This is a genomic window from Qipengyuania psychrotolerans (genome assembly GCF_019711355.1).
In the GTDB taxonomy this organism is placed as follows: Bacteria; Pseudomonadota; Alphaproteobacteria; order Sphingomonadales; family Sphingomonadaceae; genus Qipengyuania; species Qipengyuania psychrotolerans.
Window position 1 is genome coordinate 1542304 of record NZ_CP081297.1, and the last position, 20564, is coordinate 1562867.

The 20564-nt window shown below is 60.8% G+C and carries 22 protein-coding genes and 1 tRNA gene; 7 read left to right on the forward strand and 16 right to left on the reverse strand.

Annotated features, from left to right (window positions below):
• Positions 1-106: 106 nt before the first annotated feature.
• The 3 genes from folE to K3166_RS07595 are packed head-to-tail and all read right to left on the reverse strand — an operon-like array spanning position 107 to position 2767.
• Positions 107-718 carry a GTP cyclohydrolase I FolE gene (folE, locus tag K3166_RS07585; protein WP_221421687.1) on the reverse strand — a complete coding sequence of 204 codons (612 nt, stop codon included), beginning with the start codon at positions 716-718 and terminating at the stop codon, positions 107-109.
• A complete protein-coding gene (locus K3166_RS07590; protein ID WP_221421688.1) occupies positions 715-2274 on the reverse strand; it encodes a phospholipase D-like domain-containing protein in 1560 nt (519 codons plus the stop codon). Before K3166_RS07590 ends, folE begins: the two co-directional genes overlap by 4 nt.
• Position 2275: 1 nt before the next feature.
• Positions 2276-2767, reverse strand: a complete 492-nt coding sequence (locus tag K3166_RS07595; RefSeq protein WP_221421689.1) for a hemerythrin domain-containing protein — start codon at positions 2765-2767, stop codon at positions 2276-2278.
• 89 nt (positions 2768-2856) lie between these two features.
• On the opposite strand from K3166_RS07595, the gene K3166_RS07600 reads away from it, so the two are divergent.
• Positions 2857-3255 (forward strand): metallopeptidase family protein, encoded by a 399-nt coding sequence (locus K3166_RS07600; protein ID WP_221421690.1) that lies wholly within the window; start codon positions 2857-2859, stop codon positions 3253-3255.
• A 71-nt stretch (positions 3256-3326) separates the two neighbouring features.
• Here K3166_RS07600 and K3166_RS07605 read toward each other — a convergent pair.
• Both K3166_RS07605 and K3166_RS07610 read right to left on the reverse strand, forming a co-directional pair.
• Positions 3327-3403: transfer RNA gene (locus K3166_RS07605), tRNA-Arg, on the reverse strand.
• 44 nt (positions 3404-3447) lie between these two features.
• On the reverse strand, positions 3448-3870 hold the full coding sequence (locus K3166_RS07610) for a (deoxy)nucleoside triphosphate pyrophosphohydrolase (protein WP_221421691.1): 423 nt from the start codon (positions 3868-3870) through the stop codon (positions 3448-3450).
• 32 nt (positions 3871-3902) lie between these two features.
• Here K3166_RS07610 and K3166_RS07615 point away from each other — a divergent pair, with 32 nt between their 5' ends.
• Positions 3903-4133 (forward strand): Flp family type IVb pilin, encoded by a 231-nt coding sequence (locus K3166_RS07615; protein WP_345719124.1) that lies wholly within the window; start codon positions 3903-3905, stop codon positions 4131-4133.
• Positions 4134-4256: 123 nt separating this feature from the next.
• Positions 4257-4430: a Flp family type IVb pilin gene (locus K3166_RS07620; protein WP_221421692.1), complete on the forward strand. Its 174-nt coding sequence runs from the start codon at positions 4257-4259 to the stop codon at positions 4428-4430.
• A gap of 82 nt (positions 4431-4512) precedes the next feature.
• Here the strand turns inward: K3166_RS07620 and K3166_RS07625 are convergent, their stop codons facing one another.
• The 5 genes from K3166_RS07625 to K3166_RS07645 all read right to left on the reverse strand — a co-directional run bounded on the left by K3166_RS07625 (position 4513) and on the right by K3166_RS07645 (position 9915).
• On the reverse strand, positions 4513-5979 hold the full coding sequence (locus K3166_RS07625; protein ID WP_221421693.1) for a M48 family metalloprotease: 1467 nt from the start codon (positions 5977-5979) through the stop codon (positions 4513-4515).
• Between the two features lie 119 nt (positions 5980-6098).
• A complete protein-coding gene (locus K3166_RS07630; RefSeq protein ID WP_221421694.1) occupies positions 6099-7043 on the reverse strand; it encodes an acetyl-CoA carboxylase carboxyltransferase subunit alpha in 945 nt (314 codons plus the stop codon).
• A 10-nt stretch (positions 7044-7053) separates the two neighbouring features.
• Positions 7054-7932 (reverse strand): tyrosine recombinase, encoded by an 879-nt coding sequence (locus K3166_RS07635; RefSeq protein WP_221421695.1) that lies wholly within the window; start codon positions 7930-7932, stop codon positions 7054-7056.
• Between the two features lie 7 nt (positions 7933-7939).
• Positions 7940-9769 carry a hypothetical protein gene (locus K3166_RS07640; protein WP_221421696.1) on the reverse strand — a complete coding sequence of 610 codons (1830 nt, stop codon included), beginning with the start codon at positions 9767-9769 and terminating at the stop codon, positions 7940-7942.
• Positions 9766-9915, reverse strand: a complete 150-nt coding sequence (locus K3166_RS07645) for a hypothetical protein (protein ID WP_221421697.1) — start codon at positions 9913-9915, stop codon at positions 9766-9768. Before K3166_RS07645 ends, K3166_RS07640 begins: the two co-directional genes overlap by 4 nt.
• Positions 9916-9977: 62 nt before the next feature.
• Here K3166_RS07645 and K3166_RS07650 point away from each other — a divergent pair, with 62 nt between their 5' ends.
• From K3166_RS07650 to K3166_RS07665, 4 genes are read left to right on the forward strand one after another with little or no spacing between them, the layout of a single operon-like run.
• Positions 9978-10547, forward strand: coding sequence for a shikimate kinase (locus tag K3166_RS07650; protein WP_221421698.1), 570 nt, complete (start codon positions 9978-9980; stop codon positions 10545-10547).
• The gene (aroB, locus tag K3166_RS07655) at positions 10538-11647 is read left to right on the forward strand and encodes a 3-dehydroquinate synthase (RefSeq protein ID WP_221421699.1); all 1110 of its coding nucleotides are present in this window, start codon (positions 10538-10540) and stop codon (positions 11645-11647) included. Before K3166_RS07650 ends, aroB begins: the two co-directional genes overlap by 10 nt.
• 9 nt (positions 11648-11656) lie before the next feature.
• Positions 11657-12427 carry a cyclase family protein gene (locus K3166_RS07660; RefSeq protein ID WP_221421700.1) on the forward strand — a complete coding sequence of 257 codons (771 nt, stop codon included), beginning with the start codon at positions 11657-11659 and terminating at the stop codon, positions 12425-12427.
• A complete protein-coding gene (locus K3166_RS07665) occupies positions 12424-12885 on the forward strand; it encodes a GNAT family N-acetyltransferase (protein WP_221421701.1) in 462 nt (153 codons plus the stop codon). Before K3166_RS07660 ends, K3166_RS07665 begins: the two co-directional genes overlap by 4 nt.
• Positions 12886-12897: 12 nt before the next feature.
• Here the strand turns inward: K3166_RS07665 and K3166_RS07670 are convergent, their stop codons facing one another.
• The 6 genes from K3166_RS07670 to scpA all read right to left on the reverse strand — a co-directional run bounded on the left by K3166_RS07670 (position 12898) and on the right by scpA (position 20559).
• Positions 12898-13158, reverse strand: coding sequence for a hypothetical protein (locus K3166_RS07670; protein WP_221421702.1), 261 nt, complete (start codon positions 13156-13158; stop codon positions 12898-12900).
• A 183-nt stretch (positions 13159-13341) separates the two neighbouring features.
• Positions 13342-15396 (reverse strand): acetyl-CoA carboxylase biotin carboxylase subunit, encoded by a 2055-nt coding sequence (locus K3166_RS07675; protein WP_221421703.1) that lies wholly within the window; start codon positions 15394-15396, stop codon positions 13342-13344.
• 74 nt (positions 15397-15470) lie between these two features.
• The gene (locus tag K3166_RS07680) at positions 15471-15902 is read right to left on the reverse strand and encodes a hypothetical protein (RefSeq protein WP_221421704.1); all 432 of its coding nucleotides are present in this window, start codon (positions 15900-15902) and stop codon (positions 15471-15473) included.
• Positions 15903-16034: 132 nt separating this feature from the next.
• A complete protein-coding gene (locus tag K3166_RS07685) occupies positions 16035-16769 on the reverse strand; it encodes a heme-dependent oxidative N-demethylase family protein (protein WP_345719125.1) in 735 nt (244 codons plus the stop codon).
• 274 nt (positions 16770-17043) lie between these two features.
• Positions 17044-18063 carry a biotin synthase BioB gene (bioB, locus tag K3166_RS07690; protein ID WP_221421706.1) on the reverse strand — a complete coding sequence of 340 codons (1020 nt, stop codon included), beginning with the start codon at positions 18061-18063 and terminating at the stop codon, positions 17044-17046.
• 246 nt (positions 18064-18309) lie between these two features.
• Entirely contained in the window at positions 18310-20559 is a 2250-nt protein-coding gene (gene scpA / locus K3166_RS07695; RefSeq protein ID WP_221421707.1) for a methylmalonyl-CoA mutase, read from the reverse strand.
• Positions 20560-20564 lie beyond the last annotated feature (5 nt).

Genomic DNA, 20564 nt, shown 5'->3' on the forward strand with positions numbered 1-20564 from the left:
TCGGACCATATACCTATGTCTTGCTCCTCGGCCGTAGCTGAATCGTGGGCTTTAAGTCCGCGATCGGGTCGCTAGCCGACATTAAGCTAACTCAGCCGCAAACCCCTCAGCCGTAACCCATCAGCCCGAGCACTTCCTTGCGGCTGCGCTGGTCTTCGAGGAAGGTGCCCATCATGCGGCTGGTGGTCATGCCCACGCCGGGTGTGCGGACGCCGCGAGCGGTCATGCAGCTGTGCGAGGCTTCGATGACCACCGCTACACCCTGCGGCTGGAGATGCTCCCAGATGCAATCGGCGACCTCGGCCGTCAGACGCTCCTGAACCTGCAACCGGCGCGCAAATCCGTGGAGCACGCGGGCCAGCTTCGAAATGCCGACCACACGGTCATTTGGCAGATAGGCGATGGCCGCCTTGCCGATGATCGGCGCCATGTGATGTTCGCAGTGCGACTGGAAGGGAATGTCCTTCAGCAGCACGATCTCGTTATAGCCGCCCACTTCTTCGAAAACGCGGCTCAGGTGGTAGCTGGGGTCCTCTTCATAACCGAGGCAATATTCCTTCCACGCCCGCGCAACGCGTTTCGGCGTGTCAAGCAAGCCTTCGCGGTCGGGATCGTCTCCGGTCCACTGGATAAGAGTGCGGATCGCGTCCTGCACATGCTGGGGTACCGGCGGTTTACCGCGCGGATCGTCTTCGTCCGGACCTACAAGGCTGCTCACTTGCCCCACTTCCCTTTAATCTTGTTGCGAACCCGTTGGAGGCGGCTTCCCTTGCGGAAAAGTCCGCCATTTGCAAACGGCTCGAACATCTCATCCGGCTCTTCCGGGTCGAGAACTCCGCTTTCCGCTACGGCCTTTTCGGCACCGTTGAGGTCTGGCGGATGATAGCGGCGCAGATTGCGGCCGCCTTCGGTAACAGTGTGATCGATCATCGCAGCCATCGAGCCATGGCGTGCGATCAATTCGCCAACTTCGTCTTCCTCGACGCCGCAATGCTCTGCCAGCAAGGAATGGCGAATATCGCGGATCGCGTCTGCGGCGTGTTCATTGCCCTTGCGCGCCGTATCGACGAAAACATCGCATTCGCTGTCGAGGCCCATCGAACGATTGTTCAGATTGGCGGACCCGATGCGGAAGATCTCGTCGTCGACGATCATCATTTTCGCATGGACATAGATCGGCGTCTCGCCCGACCAGGGACACCATATCGTAAAGCGGTGCTTGTGATCGACTTCCTCGATGCACCGGACGATTTCAGCGCGCGCATGGTCCATCGCCTGCTGTTCAAGCCATCCATCGGCGTTTTCGGGATGCACAATCACGATTTCAGGCGGATCTTCTTCCTGTACGCGCTCGATGATGGCTTCGGACACGGCACGTGAAGCAAAATACTGGCTTTCGGCATAGATGAAGTGCTTGGCTCGCTTGATATGGGCGAGGAAAAGACGCTCGATCTCGTCGACCTTTCCCCAATCGCGGTGTGCTGCACGGGTGCGAGCAATCCCTATCTCGATATTCTCGAACGTGGGTTCGAGGCCTTCCGGCCACAGGCTCTCCTTGCGCGGCTTGACCGGCAGCAGCGGCGTGCCCCCTGCCCGGACCCAGCGATCGCGCCCCAGGTCGCTCAGCGCATCGGCGATCTCGCCTTCCATCATCATGGAGGCATCGTGCCAAGGCTCGTATGTCTGTCCGCTTGGAGTGCGGCGCAAGGGCTCGTCTTCCTTGTGCTCACGGGTGTCGAGCCGCTTCACGGTCATGTCGATACCGCCGCACACGGCGAGCGAATTGTCCAGGATACCGATCTTCTGGTGATGACTGCACCCCGTTGGATGAGCGCTGTCGAATTTGAAATCGATCCGGCGGTGCCGCGCCCAGCGCAGCAAGTCCCACCACATCGATCCGCGCGCCACGAACTTGAAGACGCCGAAGCTCCATTTAAGGATTCGTAGCTCAAGCGATTTTTCACGCCCGATCAGCCAGGAAAAGAAGCTTCCAAGCCGCGCGGGATGCCCGTCCTTGTAGGGCCTCTGCCACCAACGGCGACCTTCGCCGAGGTGAATTCGGGTGTCGAAGTCCCAGCCGATCAGGAAGATCCGGTGCTTCGCATTGAGCATGGCTGCCTGCATTGCAGCGAAGTAATCCGCTGCATCGATGATCACCCGCGCACGATCCACCTTGGCGTAACGCCAGACGCCCGGCTCGACACCTTCGTCGAGCCGGGAGACTTTCTTCGGATCTTTTTCTTCTTGGTCCAGGTCGCCCACCCCTTTCGCCATATTATTCCTTGGCTTCCTCTTTCTTTTCCGGAGTCACTTCCGCTTCAGATTTCTCAGCATCCTTACGCCGGTCGAACACTTCGCGCATGTGCTTCATGTCTTCGTCATCGAGGTACTTGGCGAAATCGGGGAAGTGGTCTTCCTCTTCCTCTTCGATATGATGGCGATAATCGTGTGCGAAGGTCTTGAACTTAGTCAACCATCCACCTTCCGCCATATCGGTTGCCGCAAGATCGTTGAGCATTTCGTCGATTTCGTGATGCTCGGCGACCGAGTGACGAGTCTCGTCCGTGGTCGGCGGCTTGCGCAGCATGGTAGAATAAAGCGCCTGCTCTTCAGCTGCAGCGTGACCTTTCAATTCCTTGGTCAGTTCAGTGAACAATTCTTCGCGCTCCGCGCTGTCACCGCTTGTCTCTAGCAGCTTGTCCAGAAGTTCGCGGTGGCGATCGTGGTCTTGCTTCAGGCGGTCGAAGATTTCGGTTGTGTCGGTCATATGGGTAAACTCCTTTGCCTGATTGAACAGGCGACAACGCGAGGGGTTCCGTCCTTGCGCAAGGTTAGTTGGCGACTCATATACAGGAGATGCTTCACAACCGCTCCGGACCGACCCAGCAGCAGATGCAGCAGATGGCCGAAGCAGTGCGGTCTGCACTGCCCGCTCATTTTCGCGAACAGATGGAAGAGATAGTCCTGCGGGTCGAAGATTTCGCCACGCCCGAGCAATTGGCCAGTGTCGAGATCGAAAGCAAATGGCACCTGACCGGACTGTATGAGGGCGAATCGCTACCGGACCGTTCGATCTGGGCGAGCGGTCGTATGCCGGCCCGTATCTGGCTGTTCCGCCGTCCCCTGATCGCCGAATGGCGCGAGACGGGCGTGAGCATGGATGATCTGGTGCGGCACGTGGTAATCCACGAGGCTGGCCACCATTTCGGCTTCAGCGACGATGATATGCACCGGCTGGAAGACGGGGCGGAATAGTCCCGAAACTCAATATTCCGGGCCCCAGAACCAATGAAGGCCACCCTCCCCGTCGGGAAGATGGCCATCAATGGCGCGCCAGGAAGGATTCGAACCTCCGGCCGCCTGATTCGTAGTCAGGTACTCTATCCAGCTGAGCTACTGGCGCGTCCGAGGGGGGCACATAGGTGGGTGATCCTGCCTTGGCAACACCTAATCGGGCATCTTTGCGAGCAATTGTGCAGCTAATTCGACATCGAGCGGCGGCTTGTCGAGTTCGCCGATCATTTCAGGCGCAAACCATGCCACCTCTCCGCCTTCCAGCGCAGCCGCGTCCCCGTCCCAACGGGTGCATGTGTAAAGGAGTATGACAATCGGGCGCTGGCCGACTTGCGGATCTTCCTGTGCAAAACAGCACGGCGTCAGATGCTCGGCCTGGACGGCGATACCAAGCTCTTCGGCAATCTCGCGAATCAACGCATTTACGGGGGTTTCCGTAGGTTCAACCTTGCCCCCGGGGAATTCCCATAAGCCGCCATGATGCTTTTCCTGCGGGCGTTTATGCATCAGCCAGCGGCCATCACTTGCGCGCAGGGCGATGGCTACCACACAGCGCCATGTCGGAATATTTTCCAAAACCACATTCCCTCGAAACCTTTTCTTAACACGTGTCCGAGTATTTCGACGGTGTCAGCTACGAATTGACTTTAGGGGCAACACAGGTGGTCAAGTTTCTCAAAAAATTGGGTCGCGACGACAGTGGTGCAACTGCGGTTGAATACGGGTTGATTGTCGCTCTGATTTTCCTCGCCATGATCGGCGCGGTGAATTCGTTCGCAGGAACCACGATTGCGATGTGGAACACCATTTCCACAACCATCGTGACTGCAACGGTCTGAGCGGGAAAAAACGTCAGCAGGTTGATTAGGGATTTATCAACTTGTCGGCGTCAGAACGACGATAGCTCGAACCGCAACAGGGGTAAGAGCCGGGTAAACGAAGACTGAACCAGGAGACTACACATGAAGTTCATCAACAAGCTGCGCAGCAACGAAGAAGGCGCAACCGCAATCGAGTACGGCCTTATCGCTGCTCTCATCGCCGTTGCCATGATCACTGCACTGAACTCGGTTGGCGGCGAAGTCGCTACGACTTTCAACACCGTTGATACAGCGATGTCGACTGCGAACGTTTAATCGTTCCAAGCTTTCCAATAGAAAGGCGGCGAGGTCACCCTCGCCGCCTTTTTTGTGTCTGAGATAGATGCGTGGCCGGGACTTAACGTCCGCGCACCACGATCTTGACCTTCTGTCCGGCGCGGACTTCTTCGTTCGAAGACAGGCCGTTCAACACGCGGAAGCGGGCTTCCTGCGCATTTGAATACGCCATCTTCGCAGCCAGCGTACGAACCGTATCGCGCGAACCGACTGTCACCACATCGACGTGGCGCGGGATGACATTCGCGGCCTCGGTCGCTGAAATCTTCCGCATCGACGAGAACATCGAATTGAATGTTCCCGACTGTCCCGCAGGGGTCAGCGCGAGGAAGTGATAGGCGCGGTCATTGGCAAACTCATACGCGAAGACGGTCACATCCAGGTTCTGGTTGCCCGAGGTGACGCGTGCAGTGCCATATGCGGCGGGCAATCCGTTGACCGTAGTAGTCTGGATGCTTGCCGGACGGACCTGCTGCTGTTCGCTCAATGCGTTGAACACATTGCCGACATAGGTTTGCAGATTGCCATCATACGGTCCGAGCGAGAACTGTGCCTTGCCGCTCTGGCCGCTGATCGTAACGGCACGGGTGCCGTTGACCATGTAGAAGCCCTGCGGCGCCGTGAACTGGAGACGCAGGTCGGGATGGATGAAATCACGGCCTTCGACGACACCCTGCTGGGGATCATCGCCGTACAGGATACCGTCGATTCGCGTCAGGAAGGTGTCCCTGTTGGTAACGCCGCCCGTACCGCCGGTTTGCTGCGCAACGCTTAGAGCGGTCTGCACTCGGCTGGCCGGGTCGGGATGGGTCGATGCCCATTCAGGAAGGCGCGCATTGTCGCGGCCCATCAACTGCGCATCGAGCGAATTCTGCGCTGCCAGGCTGGCAAGTACAGTGCTCATTGCGCGCGTGTCATAGCCTGCCCGGTTCAGATAATCGATGCCGAGACGGTCAGCCTCCAACTCCTGGCTGCGCGAGAACTTTAGTGTGAGAAGCTGCGAGCCCTGAAGGGAAAGCTGGCCAAGCTGCTGGCCCAATCCGGTGCCGCCAAGCAGCGCCTGGCTGGCGATGGCGCCGAGCACGCCGAGAATCGAATTGCGCTGCGCAGCCTGTTGGCGGCGCTGCGAGTGACGAGCGGCGACGTGGCCGACTTCGTGACCAAGCACGCCCGCCAGTTCGGCTTCGTTGTTCATCAGCGAAACCAACTGGCGAGTGGTGTAGATATAGCCGCCCGGTATCGCGAAAGCGTTGTTCACGGGGCTATTGAGCAGCGAAACCGTGAAACTTCCGCGCGCATTGGCGAGATCGGATTGCACCGCGATATTCTGGCCGACGGTCTCGACATACTGAGCCTGCGAACCGGTCATCGCGCCGCCAAATTCGGCGAGCAGTTGCGGGTGCGCTTCGGCGCCCTGCTGTGCTTCGTTCTGCGAAATGGGCGCTGAGGCCCCTGGAATTGTCGCGCAGCCGGAAAGAGCCAGCGCGATCGTTGCCGTGGATGCGGCGAGTGTCTTGGTGATGGACATGCAGTGTTCCCCTTTATGAACGCGCGGGTCCCACCGCCGCTGCGCCCGATTAGTTACGCTAGGGAGAACAGGGGGATGCCCGGGTTTGTTCCCGAACCGCCCCTTCAAAAAACGATTGGCTAGCCTGCGATCTGCAGGAAGCGCTCTTCACGCATCCGTTTCAGCTCTTCAGACGAATGGCGCGAGAGCATATCCAGTTCTTCGCCGATCGCTTCGCCGAGCGCGTGCGCCGCTGCCCGCGGATCGCGATGCGCGCCGCCAACAGGCTCGGATACGATTCGGTCGATGACACCCAGCTTCTTCAAATCCTGGGCCGTTACCTTCATCGCTTCGGCAGCATCTGGCGCTTTTTCCGCCGTGCGCCAGAGAATCGAGGCACAGCCTTCGGGTGAGATCACCGAATATACGGCGTGTTCCAGCATCAGCACCCGCTCGGCGCTGGCCAGCGCAACCGCGCCGCCCGATCCGCCTTCGCCAACGATGCTCGCCACCATCGGTACCGGCAGGCCGAGACAAGCCTCGGTCGAGCGAGCGATGGCTTCTGCCTGTCCGCGCTCTTCGGCTTCAACGCCGGGAAACGCACCGGATGTGTCGACCAGCGTCACCACCGGCAGGTTGAAGCGCCCGGCCATTTCCATGAGGCGGATGGCCTTGCGGTACCCTTCGGGTTTTCCCATGCCGAAATTGTGGCGCAGGCGGCTGGCGGTATCGTTGCCCTTTTCGTGACCGATCAACACGATCTTGCGGCCATTCAACTTGGCGAAGCCGCCCATGATGGCTTCGTCTTCGCCGTAGTTGCGGTCACCGCCCAGCGGAACGAAATCCTCGAACGCATACTCCACGTAGTCGCGGAAATGCGGACGCGAAGGGTGCCGCGCAACCTGGGTTTTCTGCCACGGAGTGAGCGAGGAATAAGCCGCCGCCAGCAAATCCGCGCTTTTCAGCTCAAGACGCTGCAACTCGTTGGAGATATCGACGTCATCGCCTTCGGCCGCACTGCGCAGCTCGGCAATGCGGGTTTCAAGCTCGGCGACAGGCTTTTCGAATTCAAGATAAGAAATCATCGCAATGCCGCTAGTCGCTCGCGCGCGGACGGGCAAGTGGATGCCGTTCGTTGACCAGCTTTACCAACCGCGCCGCATCGACATGGGTGTAAATTTGCGTGGTCGCGATATCGGCGTGGCCCAGCAGGGTTTGCAGTGCTCGCAAGTCCGCCCCGCCCTCCAGCAAATGGGTCGCAAAGGCGTGGCGCAGCACGTGGGGGCTCAGCTTTTCCGGGGGAAGATCCGCCCTCACAGCAAGCTCTTTCAGCATCTGGAACAGGCGCACGCGCGAAATATGCGCGCTGCGCGATGGAAACAGGAATTGCGAATCGCCGGGCCGGACTGCCAGCCAGCGCGCCAGCGCCTGTTTCGCGCGGCGACTGACTGGAACGAGGCGCGCTTGCCCTCCCTTTCCTGTGACTGTGAGGAAAGGCTCGTCGCGCGGGACCGCCGAAAGTGGTAATGAAACCAGTTCGGTTGCGCGCAGGCCCGAGCCGTAGAGTAGTTCGAGCATGACCAGCATCCGGAGCGCCTCGGGCCGTTCACTGGTGGCCTCGTCTTCCGCGCGGGAAAATAGTGCCTCGACCTGCGCGTGTGACAGGATCTTGGGCAACGGACGGCGAGCCACCGGCCGCGGGAGCGCATGTGCCGGATCGTCCTCGCGCATCCCCTCATCGACGAGAAATCCGAAAAACTGCCGTAACGCCGATATCTTACGCGCCATCGTCGACGCCGCGAGCGACGACCATCCCTGACCGAGTTTCGAAAGCTGCGCGCTGCTGGCACCGGCCAGATTGCCGCCGACCATTTCTTCTGCCTGAGCGAGATCGCGGCCGTAGGCGAGGATCGTATTGCGCGCCGCACCGCGTTCTGCGGACAGCATGGCAAGAAAATCCTCAATCGCGCTCATGGACAGGTCAGGCCCGCGCGACCGCCTCCGCGGCGATCATTCTTGCCTCGGCCTCAAGGCCCACTTTCTTCAGCGCGCCAACGATATGGTAAAGGTGCCGACCGGTCATCTGGTCCCAGCTCGTGCCCTGCATTCCCACACCGGCAAGATAGGCCACCAGCGCGCGATTGTTCACCGCAGCGGCCTTGTCGATCATGGCCGTCCACCGCGTTGGCGCACCAAGATTGGAGCCCAGCCGTTCGCGATATTCAGCGCTATCCGCACTTCCGACGCGCTCCAGCCCCATGAGCCCGGCGAGCAACATATGCGACTTGCGACTCCCCCTGGCATCGTCGGCATCGAAGAAAGTGTCGAGCTGGCCATCGCTGACCATGCCGCCTTCGGGATTGCCGACTGCCAGCAGGGCCCAGCCTAGGCTGCCTTCCTCGACTGCATCCGCCCACCGCATAGCGTCTTTGTCGAGACCGGCCGTCAGCATCGAGGCGATGAGGTCACCGGCATCGTCCGCGAATTCCTCGCTGGGGGTGACACGCGCCGCGGCGTAAGCTGTCAGGACATAGCGACCGTAATCCGTATCGCTGCCGTTCCAGACGTCACGGATCGCTGCGATCCGGTTGGCGGGAGACGGATCGACGTACGCATCGCGCAGACGCGAAGCGGTGGTGAGTTCAGGCACCTCCCCTGCATCGCTGCGCGCGGCATAAAGCTGGCCGTAAAGGTCCAGAATCGCCTGGGCAGAAAGCACACCCGAAGCGGCAGCCACATCGGCGCCGCGAATGCGCTGCTCGACAGGGAGCGCTGGTGTGATGGCTTGGGAAATCCGGTAGGGGTTGCCCAGATCCTCGTTCAAATTGTCCGGCACCTGTTCGCCCAAGGCGTTTGCCAAGGCGAACCGCCACGGCGTCATCGCACTGATGCCGTCCCATTCGATCGTAACAGCTCTTCGCCCGTCACCAGCGGCACCGGCAAAGCGCTGGGCCAGAAGCACATCGATGCGCGCGTCTTCTTCAGTTCGCCCAAGCAGCCGGCGAAGTTCGTTCTGAGCGCGCTGGCTTTCGCCCGAGAATGCGGCGCAAATGCTTTCGAGCATTTCGTAGCGCGCGGATTTTTCATCGCTCGTTCCAAATCGGACGGACGGGCATGCGCCGACAATATCGGCAGTCCCGATGTATGCGTCGATCGCCGCCTCAGTCAGCGCTGGCGAATAGTTCGCTGTGTCGATATCCTGAACCAGCGCGCGCGATGCGGCATATTCGCCCATCTGATTGAGTGCGCGTACGCGGAGCGTAGCGAACTCGATCGCCCCCATACCGCTTGGTGCTTCAAGCCTGCTGGCAAGTGCACGGCGCATGAGAATATGGCCCCAGCGCGACACGAGAGGTCCCTGGATGCCGCCCAGTGCAGCGCGGACGAGGGTTGCCGGCTGATTGCTGAGAGAGCCGGTCGGCAGACCGCCTTCAGCAGGATCGATCACGCCGATCTTGCTCATCGCCCGCCGAGCTGCCGGGGGGATATCGAAACGCGGCCTGAGGCCGAGCACTTCATCGAGCTCCGACGCAGTCATCTTTTCAAGTTCGGCCACCGAGGGGATGCCGGCCAGGCTCACGCCCGACGTATCGACCGGCTCGGGCGCGGATGGCAGTGGCTGGACGACCTCGCCACCACCAGGCTGCGCTCCTGGCGAAGCAGTCGGCTGAGGATTTGCCGGTGCAGGTGCGGGCGTTGGCGCCGGGGTAGAAGCGCCGGGCGGCAGGATGCTTTCCGGCGCGCTTTGCGCCAGAACCATACCGGATGTGAGGACGAGCGCTGCGCCGCTTAGCCAATATGCACGGTTCATCGTGAACCCTCAGGCATCTCGAGCGGCTGGGCTATTGGACGGATCGGTTCTTCACCGCCGTCGATCCATGCCACTACCAGCACGGCCAATAGGGCAAACGCAGCTATCCAGATCATGCGCGAGCGTTTCACGGCCAAGATTTTCATATCCTCGTTCAACAATCCGTGTGGGTTGCCCGCGCTCTAGCCCATCTATAGGTCGAGCGGCAATGAGCAACGCGCATACATCGCACGATATGGCCGATACGGTCCGCAGCGCCCGCAAGATCGACCGCCCTCTGGTGCTCGTCGGCTTGATGGGCGTCGGCAAGACCAGCATTGGGCGGCGGCTGGCCGCAGCCCTCGACCGCGATTTCATTGATGCCGACGAAGAGATCGAGCGTGCGGCTGATCGAACAGTTGCCGAAATCTTCGAAGCGCATGGCGAGGCGTATTTCCGGGATGGGGAGCGCCGGGTGATCGCACGGCTCATGGACGAAGGGCACGGTGTCATTGCGACCGGTGGCGGGGCTTTCATCGATGCGGAAACTCGCGCGCTGGTACTGGAGCGCGGGCTCGCGGTCTGGCTTGACTGCGATCTCGATACTCTGGTCGAGCGAACCTCCCGCAAGAATACGCGGCCGCTGCTCAAGACCGGTGACCCGCGGCAGATATTGCGCGATCTGAAGGAACAACGCAGCCCTGCCTACGCGCAGGCCCAGATACATGTGGTGACAGACGGCGGACCGCATGACGTTGCGGTTGCGCGGATCATTCAGGAGCTTGCTCAATGGCAGTAATCGACGTGGCCCTGGCCGGACGCAGCTATGAGGTGCGCGTGGCCCGCGATCTGCTGGCAGGAATTGGCGAGGAGGCCGCCGCATTCCTGCGCAAGCCCGTCGTCCCGATCGTCGCCGATGCAAATGCGCGCCGTCATTGGGGCGAAGTGGTCGAAACATCGCTGCGCTCTGCCGGCAAGGAACCGCGCTGGTACGAGGTTGCGCCCGGCGAAGGCTCCAAAAGCTGGGAAAGCCTTGCCCGGCTGACCGACTGGCTGCTGGCCGAGGGTGTCGAGCGCGGCGACCATGTGCTGGCGCTGGGCGGCGGTGTAGTCGGCGACCTTACCGGCTTTGCGTGCGCGATCCTGAAACGCGGTTGCGGCTTCGTGCAATTGCCCACGACATTGCTGGCACAGGTCGATTCCTCGGTCGGGGGCAAGACTGCGATCAACACATCGGCGGGCAAGAACCTTGTCGGTGCATTTCACCAGCCCAGCCTGGTGCTGGCGGACCTCTCCGCCCTCGGCACCCTGCCGGACCGCGAGATGCGCGCAGGCTATGCGGAAGTGCTGAAATACGGCGTTCTTGGCGATGCGGCTTTTTTCGATTGGCTTGACGAGAACGGGGCCGCTGTCGTGGACCGCGAACCCGCAGCGCTCGAACACGCCGTGGCGACAAGCGTCGCCATGAAAGCGCGGATCGTAGCCGAGGATGAGCGCGAGACTTCTGGTGCCCGGGCCTTGCTTAACCTCGGACATACTTTCGGCCATGCACTCGAGGCGCAAACAGGTTTTTCCGACCGGTTGTTGCACGGCGAGGGCGTCGCGCTCGGCATGGTTTTGGCAGCGCGCTACTCCGCACGGCGCGGAGAGATATCGTTGAATGATGCAGAACGGGTCACACACGCTGTTGATGCTGCGGGCCTCCCGGCCGAAATTTCCGCGCTTGGTCTGAACTGCGATGGGCGCACGTTGGCCGATCACATGCTGCACGATAAAAAGATGGATGCGGGCACCCTGCCTTTCATTTTGCTGCGCAGCATCGGTGCAGCATACCTGGCGAAGGATGTTGCGCTGGACGACGTGGCAAGCTTCCTCGACGAACAGCTTCAGGCGCATTAGTTTGGGGCGATGACGCGCTTTATCGACCTTTCGATTCCGATCACCAACGAGGTCATCTCCGACCCCGAAGTGATGCGGCCCAAGATCCAGTACATGACCCACGAAAGCACGTGGGAACAGATCGCCATGTTCTTTCCCGGGCTAGAGAAGGACGATTTGCCGGATGGCGAAGGCTGGGCGGTGGAAATGCTGGAATTGTCCACGCACAATGGCACGCACATGGATGCCCCATGGCATTACCATTCCACCACGAACGATGGCGCCAGCCCTGCGCCCAGCATCGATGAGGCGCCGCTCGACAGGTTCCTCCGACCCGGGGTGAAGCTGGACTTCAGCCATCTCCCGCATGGCCATGTGGTGACCGGCGCCGAAGTCGAACAGGCGTTTGACAAGATCGGCTATGATCTCAAGCCGCTCGACATCGTGCTGGTGCAATCGGGTGCAGTCTATGGCACCGAGAACTTCACCGATCAGGGCGTGGGCCTCGGCGCGGAAGCCACCCTCTGGCTAACGCAGCGCGGTGTCGAAGTTGTCGGGACCGACGCATGGAGCTGGGATGCTCCCTTCAGCCATACCGCCAGAAGATGGGCGGAAACCCGTGATCCCGCGATCATCTGGGAAGGCCACAAAGCGGGCCGCATCCGTCCGTATTACCAGATAGAAAAGCTGACTAATCTGGCCGCCCTGCCCGACCACGGTTTCACATTCAGCTGTTTTCCCGTGAAGATCGAACGTGCAAGTGCCGGTTGGATTCGCGCAGTCGCGATGGTTGAAGAATGACTCTGCGGATCGCAAAAGCCGGTATCGACGATCCGGATGTGCGCGCTCTTGCCACGCTACATCAGCAGAACATGCACGCGGTCTCGCCGCCGGGAACGGATTTCGCGCTGGATGTGAGCGGGCTTTCGTCGCCGGACATCACGATCGTGGGCGCATGGGATGACGGAGTTCTCATCGCAATCGGGGCGCTGAAAACGCTCGGCAACAATCACGCCGAACTGAAGTCGATGCGCACCCATCCCGACCACACGGGTAAAGGCGCAGCGCGCGGTATCCTGCAGGAGCTGATCGAGATCGCAAGGGCATCTGGAGTAACGCGCCTCAGCCTTGAAACAGGAACCTCAGCCGCGTTTCAACCAGCGGTCAGACTATACACGACGCGAGGATTCGTGGCTGGCGAAGGTTTCGCCGAATACGCCAACGGCCCGCACAACCAGTGCTACCATCTGACGCTCTAGCTGGTCGGAAACCTACCCAGCGCGAGGCTCGAGCCTGGTAACCTTAGATCCAGCGCCGATCGGCTGATAATCCTGTAACATCGTGTCATGCTCGCCAAAGAGGCGTTCGATCTCGGGCCTGCGTTCGAGCAGCATCTGCGCGATGCCCGGCGCGAGGCTGTCGCCTTCACCAATCTTGCCCAGGATCCCGGCGAGGTCGGCAATCGTCGCCTCTTCCGGTGTTTTGTGGAAGTGCCCTCTTCCGTCGAAGAACCCTGTTCCCCTGTGTGCCATGCGAAATACTCCTGAATGTGTTGCGTCAGAAGCGAACCGAAGAAGTGCATTATCTGTCCGAAGGTGATTCGGTTAAAGCCCGTTCACCATAAATTTTCGCCGAACCCCAAAAAACGCAACGATCGGGACGCAGCGCACCCAAAAAATTTCGCTGGTTTATCCTTAACTGTGCGCGGGTCTTGGCTATTCGAGTTCGAGGATGACCTCGTCCACCGCGAGGCTATCTCCCTCGCCGGCATTGATCTTGCCGACCGTGGCCTGCTTTTCAGCGCGGAGGATGTTTTCCATCTTCATCGCTTCGACCGTTGCCAAGGGCTGCCCGGGCTGAACCTCGTCACCTTCGCCCACGTGGAGTTTCACCAGCAAACCTGGCATCGGACAGATCAGCATTTTCGAAAGATCCGGCGGCTCCTTTTCGATCATGTGATCGGCAAGCGCCGCGATGCGGGTCTGCAGGATACGCAGCTGATGCGTGGCTCCGCGGGTCGTTATGGCATACCCTGTGCGGGAAGGTTTGAGCTGCAAGGTCAGCGTATCGCCGTCTTCTCCGTCTGCCCCGCCATGCTCGACCTGCACCATGGGCTCGCCCGGAGTGTACTGCATTTCGAGATCGACCGGCTCGTCATCCACCAGGATCGCGTCTTCCGTCAGCCGGACGGCATAGCTGCTCGAACCGTCAGCCTTGTCACCAATGCGGATCGTCCAATCGCCCGGCGCATAGAAGTCGCCGTCGAGCTGCTGGTCGATTCGGCGCGCGCGGTCAGCATCGGCGGTTGCAATCACGCCGCCAACCGCTGCGAGGACGCGCTTCAGTTCGTCAGACGTCGCTGCGCCTTCGAAACCATCGGGATATTCCTCGGCGATGAAGCCGGTGGTCAGTTCGCCGGACCGGAAGCGCGGATGCTGCATGATGGCGCTGAGGAAATCGACATTGTGGCCCAATCCCTCGACCCGGAAAGCGTCTAGCGCCTGGACCTGCAAATCTGCTGCCTCATCCCGCGTTTCTCCCCAGGTGATGAGTTTGGCGATCATGGGATCGTAGAACATGGAGACTTCGCCGCCTTCGAAAACGCCGTCGTCGACGCGCACGCCGTCGATGCCCCTTCGGCCGTTCGCTGTTCCGTCATCGGCCCACGGTTCGACTGGCGGCTGGTAGTGCACGAGGCGCCCTGTCGAAGGCAGGAAACCGCGATAGGGATCTTCGGCATAGACGCGGTTTTCAATCGCCCAGCCGTCGATTGTCACATCGTCCTGCGTCATTGCGAGCTTTTCGCCCGCAGCCACTCGGATCATCTGTTCGACCAGATCGACACCGGCGATCGCCTCGGTAACGGGATGCTCCACTTGGAGACGGGTGTTCATTTCGAGGAAGTAGAAACTCTCGCCTGTCGTGTCCGCGCCCGAGACGATGAGTTCGACCGTACCGGCGCTGTGGTAGTTCACGGCCTGTGACAGGGCCACACACTGTTCGCCCATCGCCTTGCGCATCTTCGGCGTGACAAACGGCGAAGGCGCTTCTTCGACGACCTTCTGGTGGCGCCGCTGGATCGAGCATTCACGCTCGTTCAGATAGATCACATTGCCGTGCTTATCGCCGAGGATCTGGATTTCGATGTGGCGCGGATTCTCAATGAATTTCTCGATGAAGACACGGTCATCGCCGAAGGAATTGAGGCCTTCGCGCTTGGTCGCTTCGAAGCCTTCGCGCACGTCGGCTTCAGAATAGGCAAGTCGCATGCCCTTGCCGCCGCCGCCTGCACTGGCCTTCATCATCACCGGATAGCCGATGCCATTGCTGATCTCGACCGCGTGTTCGGTATCGCTGATCTCGCCGACGAAGCCGGGGACCACGTTCACGCCGGCTTCGCGGGCCAGCTTCTTCGATTCAATCTTGTCGCCCATCGCAGCGATTGCGTTCACGGGAGGACCGATGAAAGCGATGTTTTCCGCTTCAAGCGCTTCAACGAAGCTCGCGCGTTCGGACAGGAAGCCATAGCCCGGATGCACGGCTTCGGCTCCGGTCTGCTTGCAGGCGTCGATGATCTTCTCTGCAATGAGATAGCTGTCCGACGCTGGTGCCGGACCAATGTGAACAGCCTCGTCTGCCATGCGCACGAAAGGCGCGCGGGCATCGGCATCGGAATATACCGCCACGGTGGCTATGCCCATGCGTTTGGCGGTCTTGATGACGCGGCAGGCAATTTCGCCGCGATTGGCAATCAGGATCTTGGAAAACAAAGGGGCCTCCGATGCGGGCGAACTATTGTGCATAGCCCATGCCGCAGCGGAAGCCCGGTATCAAGGCAAGTGCCTCAATCTTGGTCGATATGACCGATATGGCGTTCGCGGGTAGCTACGAGCGAATCGAATTCTTCCCAGATAGCCTTGGCGTTTGCTTCGCCGCCTGCCTGTTTGACGAATTCAGCTTCCCATTTCTTGCCTTCGGGGTTTTCCTTCCAGCCCATCGCGGCAATACCCTGGCGCATCGGCATCGCGACAATGCTGTCCCAAGCGCCGGTGTTCATGTGGATATCGACCACGTCATTGCGGCCCAGCGCGGCATCGACTTTCTCGAACATTTCGATGATTTCGTGCGCACGTTCTGCCTTGCCCGGCTTCCACTTGATCATGTTGACCCGGTACCAATCGACTTCGGAAAGTTCCGGTGCGTGATTGTCAGCAATTGCAGGAGCTGCCGGGATGGCGAGGCCAAGTGCGGCGAGTGTGAGTGCAAGCTTCTTCATTTAGTCTTTCCCCCTATTCAGGAATACGACCCTGAGAAGCGATCCGGTTGTTTAAGGCTGATGTCCCCCCAGCTGCGCCGATAAGCCACTGGATTCGATTGGGAGTCAAGGAGGCGGCCTAAATCGCTGTTTTTATGAGATATCGCGATGTCGCTTTTTTACAAATTGGATCAGGGCATCGGCATATTGGCCTGCCCCGCGGCGGTCGCCTTCTCCATCCAGGAGGCCCTGCATAGCTTCGGATAAACGGAGCTGATTGCCGCGAGATAATGCGGCCAGCGGCGATACATAGATGCCGATAGTGAACAAGATCGCGCCTGTTTCCGGTAAGCGCCGCAGTGTTTGCCTTTCGGACCGGACGAACAGCGTTTCGCCCGCATTTTCGGGAGAAACATGGGCGAAAGCTATTTCGGGCGGCTCGGCAACCCAGCGCCGCTCCGGCGTTGCGGCAATGAACCAATTGCACCGGCCATAGATCGCGCCGGCCTTGAGCTTCGCCATGAAGTGATCGACACCGCTCGCCAGCTGTTCCTCATAGCCCTGTATCGGCGCATGAAGGGCGCGCAGCGGTAGGCCCAGCTTGTCGGCAGGAGTCCAGTCGGAGGGCCATGCAACAGCCGCGCCGACGAGGCGGTATTGTTCGTCACCGGGGCGCAGGGTGAGCAGGCACATATCCTCGTGATGCGCTGTTGCTGCTTCGGGCAGGCCGCCCGAGAGGCCAAGCATCTTGGCTAGCTCCGCGCCGGGCACCTCACCGTCTGGCGAAATTTGGATGCCTGCGGGATAGGCCGCAAAACCTTCAGCGCGGGCAGCAACGTCCGGGTTTGGCTGAAGCCACTCGCTCTCATCAAGCTTGGCGAGCCCCATCTTGAGTACTCCCCCACCGCGCGCTCGAGGAAGAAGGTCATCGACGGAAAAGCCGAGGATCATTTCCGCGTACCAGCTCGAAATGCGAAGAAGAAAACAAGGCTGAAGACTAGACAAACTAGCGCCAGCCCACCGTAAAGCACGCCGTAGTCACTACAGAAATCTTGGGACCACTCGCACTCCATCCTAGGGACGGCACTTCGCCAACCGAAAGCGAATGCGAGTGCGGCCGCCGCCGTGGCCAAACTGGCCACCAGCGCGAGGCCGCGCAGGATCACTCGGCGGGCTCCATCACCTTGCACGCCCGCATTGGCTCTTCCTGCGCCAGCGCAGTCAGTCCCATCTTTGCAAACAGCGCGGCGTCGCTGTCGTCACCAGCATTGGGTGCGGTGAGCAGCTTGTCGCCGGTGAAGATCGAGTTCGCGCCCGCCATGAAGCACAGCGCCTGCGTCGCTTCGCTCATGCTCTCACGGCCAGCGGAAAGCCGCACCATGCTCATCGGCATGCAGATGCGCGCAACCGCCACGGTGCGCACGAATTCGATGTCGTCGATCTTGGCGAGCGGGGTGTCGGCCAGCATGTCGCCCAGCACCGTGCCCTTGACCGGCACCAGCGCGTTGACCGGCACGCTTTCGGGATGGCGTTCCAGCGTGGCGAGCGTATGGACGAAGCCGACGCGGTCGCTACGCGTTTCGCCCATGCCCACGATCCCGCCGCTGCACACGTTGATGCCTGCGTCGCGCACGTTTTGCAGCGTGTCGAGACGGTCCTCATACTTGCGGCTGGAGATCACGCGTTCGTAATATTCCGGCCCGGTATCGACATTGTGATTGTAGTAATCGAGGCCCGCTTCCTTGAGCATGTCCGCCTGTTTCGGCGTCAGCATGCCGAGTGTCATGCAGGTCTCCAGCCCCATCGCGCGCACGCCCTTCACGATCTCGACAATCGCTGGCATGTCGCGGTCCTTAGGGTTGCGCCATGCCGCGCCCATGCAGAAGCGCTGCGAACCCGCATCCTTGGCCTGCGCTGCGCGCTGGAGGACCGATTGCACCTCCATCAGCTTGGTCGCCTCGACCCCGCTGTCGGCCTTCACCGACTGCGAGCAATAGCCGCAATCCTCCGGACACCCGCCGGTCTTGATGGAGAGCAAGGTGCAGAGCTGGATCTGCTCGGGCGGATGGAACTCGCGGTGGACCGTAGCTGCGCGGAAGAGCAGTTCGGTGAAAGGAAGGTCGAAAAGGTCCGCGATTTCCTCGCGCGTCCAGTCGGTACGAATTTTGGTCAAAAGATCCATCTCATTTACTTCGGAGCGCTTGTAAGACAATCCAAGCGCAGACGCTTAAGAAAACAGCCGAGGAGGCAATCCAGAACAATACCGAAGGATTACCGCACCGCCCGGCAGTGCTGAAAACTTCTGAGACCTTCTCGCAATATGTGAGGGGGGACGTAAGCGTGAATGCCAGATAGATGCGAATTAGCCCCGCAAAAAGGACGCCGACCACACCGATACCTAGTAAAATCCCAACTAGTCGGCCGATAGTCACTCCGCCGCCTCATCCAGATCCTCACCCGCAGGCGGCATGTTGTGACCGAGCAAGCGCAGCACGTCCGCCGCGCACTCCACGACATTGCTGCCCGGACCGTAGATACCCTGCACCCCGGCATCGCGCAGGAAGTCGTAATCCTTCTGCGGGATCACGCCGCCCGCGATGACCTTGATGTCGGGGCGCCCTGCGTCGCGCAGATGGCCGATCAGTTCGGGGATCAGCGTCTTATGGCCCGCCGCAAGGCTGCTCGCGCCAACGGCATCAACGCCGTTTTCCAGCGCCATGTCCACCGTTTCCCGCGGGGTCTGGAACAGCGGGCCGGAGAGTACGTCAAAGCCCATGTCAGCGAAGGCCGATGCGATGACATTGGCGCCGCGGTCGTGCCCGTCCTGCCCCATCTTCGCGACCATCAGCTTGGGTTTGCGGCCAAGGCGGCGCTCCACCGCCTTCACGCCTTCGATCACCTGCTCATACCGGTCGTCACCCTCATAGGCCGCCGCGTACACACCGCGCACCGGCTTGGGCAGCGTGTTGTAGCGGCCAAAGGCGTCTTCCATCGCCTGGCTGATCTCGCCCAGTGTCGCATCGTGGCGAGCCGCCTCGACCGCCAGTGCGAGGAGGTTGATTTCGCCGCGCGCCTGCAGGTCCTTGAGGGCAGATGGGCGCAGCGGAACGCCGGCATCGTCGCGCCCGTCGGCCTGCGCGGCGCGGTGCACCTTGGGGTCGGTCTGTGCCGCTTCGGTGAGCCGCGCAAGCGCTGCCTGACATGCGGCTTCGTCCCGTCCGGAGCGCACCTTCTCGAGCCGGGCAATCTGGCTGTCGCGCACGGCGTGGTTGTCGATATCGAGCGTGTCGATCTCGTCTTCCTTGTCGCGGCGGTACTTGTTCACGCCCACGATCACCGTTTCGCCCCGGTCGACGCTGGCCTGCTTGGCTGCAGCGGCGCTTTCGATGGCGGCTTTGGGCTTACCGCTGGCGACATAGGCAGTCATACCGCCTGCCGCCTCGACCTCGCCAAGCATGGCCTGGGCCTGCTCGACCAGCGCGGCGGTGAGGCTTTCGATGTAATAGCTGCCGCCGAGCGGATCGGCGACATTGGTAATGCCGGTCTCTTCCTGGATCACCAGCTGCGTGTTGCGCGCGATGCGGGCGGAGAAGTCGGTCGGCAGTGCAATTGCCTCGTCCAGCGCATTGGTGTGGAGCGACTGCGTGCCGCCCAGCACCGCCGCCATCGCCTCGATCGTGGTGCGGATGACGTTGTTGTAGGGGTCCTGCTCCTGAAGGCTCACGCCGCTGGTCTGACAGTGCGTGCGCAGCATCTTCGACTTGGGGTTTTCGGCCCCGAGGTCGGTCATGACATCGTGCCATAATGCACGCGCCGCGCGCATCTTGGCAATCTCCATGAAGAAGTTCATGCCGATGCCCCAGAAGAAGGACAGGCGCGGCGCGAAGGCATCGATATCGAGGCCCGCTTCCATGGCGCGCTTGGCGTATTCCTTGCCGTCGGAGATGGTGAAGGCAAGTTCCTGCACCGCTGTCGCCCCGGCTTCGTGCATGTGATAGCCCGAGATCGAAATGCTGTTGAATTTCGGCATGTTGGCCGAGGTATATGCGATGATGTCCGAAACGATCCGCATGCTCGGCTCGGGCGGATAGATATAGGTGTTGCGGACCATGAACTCCTTGAGGATGTCGTTCTGGATGGTCCCCGCAAGCTTGTCCTGGCTCACCCCCTGTCGCTCCGCTGCCACGATGTAGAAGGCGAGCACGGGGATCACCGCGCCGTTCATCGTCATGCTGACGCTCATGGTGTCGAGCGGGATCTGGTCGAACAGGATTTCCATGTCACGCACGGTGTCGATCGCCACGCCCGCCTTGCCGACATCGCCGACTACGCGCGGGTGATCGCTGTCATAGCCGCGGTGGGTGGCGAGGTCGAAAGCGACGCTCAGCCCCTTCTGGCCCGCCGCAAGGTTGCGGCGATAGAACGCATTCGATTCCTCGGCGGTGGAGAAGCCTGCGTACTGGCGGATGGTCCACGGACGGCCAGTGTACATCGAGGCATAGGGGCCGCGCGTGAAGGGCGCGATGCCCGGAACGCCTGGGTCGAGGCCCTCGGTGTCCTCGCTGGTGTAAAGCGGCTTTACCGCAATCCCCTCGGGCGTGTGCCACGTCAGGTCGCGGCCCTTCACCTCCTTGTCGGCAAGGGGCTTCCAGTCGTCATAGGTGGGTTTGTCGGTCATTTTCG

Excerpts from the sequence above, each read along its gene's own strand:
- K3166_RS07590 (WP_221421688.1), bottom strand. The coding sequence starts at position 2,274 with ATGGCGAAAGGGGTGGGCGACCTGGACCAAGAAGAAAAAGATCCGAAG.
- K3166_RS07595 (WP_221421689.1), bottom strand. The coding sequence starts at position 2,767 with ATGACCGACACAACCGAAATCTTCGACCGCCTGAAGCAAGACCACGAT.
- K3166_RS07600 (WP_221421690.1), top strand. The coding sequence starts at position 2,857 with ATGCTTCACAACCGCTCCGGACCGACCCAGCAGCAGATGCAGCAGATG.
- K3166_RS07620 (WP_221421692.1), top strand. The coding sequence starts at position 4,257 with ATGAAGTTCATCAACAAGCTGCGCAGCAACGAAGAAGGCGCAACCGCA.
- K3166_RS07625 (WP_221421693.1), bottom strand. The coding sequence starts at position 5,979 with ATGTCCATCACCAAGACACTCGCCGCATCCACGGCAACGATCGCGCTG.
- K3166_RS07630 (WP_221421694.1), bottom strand. The coding sequence starts at position 7,043 with ATGATTTCTTATCTTGAATTCGAAAAGCCTGTCGCCGAGCTTGAAACC.
- K3166_RS07635 (WP_221421695.1), bottom strand. The coding sequence starts at position 7,932 with ATGAGCGCGATTGAGGATTTTCTTGCCATGCTGTCCGCAGAACGCGGT.
- K3166_RS07640 (WP_221421696.1), bottom strand. The coding sequence starts at position 9,769 with ATGAACCGTGCATATTGGCTAAGCGGCGCAGCGCTCGTCCTCACATCC.
- K3166_RS07645 (WP_221421697.1), bottom strand. The coding sequence starts at position 9,915 with ATGAAAATCTTGGCCGTGAAACGCTCGCGCATGATCTGGATAGCTGCG.
- K3166_RS07650 (WP_221421698.1), top strand. The coding sequence starts at position 9,978 with ATGAGCAACGCGCATACATCGCACGATATGGCCGATACGGTCCGCAGC.
- aroB (WP_221421699.1), top strand. The coding sequence starts at position 10,538 with ATGGCAGTAATCGACGTGGCCCTGGCCGGACGCAGCTATGAGGTGCGC.
- K3166_RS07660 (WP_221421700.1), top strand. The coding sequence starts at position 11,657 with ATGACGCGCTTTATCGACCTTTCGATTCCGATCACCAACGAGGTCATC.
- K3166_RS07665 (WP_221421701.1), top strand. The coding sequence starts at position 12,424 with ATGACTCTGCGGATCGCAAAAGCCGGTATCGACGATCCGGATGTGCGC.
- K3166_RS07670 (WP_221421702.1), bottom strand. The coding sequence starts at position 13,158 with ATGGCACACAGGGGAACAGGGTTCTTCGACGGAAGAGGGCACTTCCAC.
- K3166_RS07680 (WP_221421704.1), bottom strand. The coding sequence starts at position 15,902 with ATGAAGAAGCTTGCACTCACACTCGCCGCACTTGGCCTCGCCATCCCG.
- K3166_RS07685 (WP_345719125.1), bottom strand. The coding sequence starts at position 16,769 with ATGGGGCTCGCCAAGCTTGATGAGAGCGAGTGGCTTCAGCCAAACCCG.
- bioB (WP_221421706.1), bottom strand. The coding sequence starts at position 18,063 with ATGGATCTTTTGACCAAAATTCGTACCGACTGGACGCGCGAGGAAATC.
- scpA (WP_221421707.1), bottom strand. The coding sequence starts at position 20,559 with ATGACCGACAAACCCACCTATGACGACTGGAAGCCCCTTGCCGACAAG.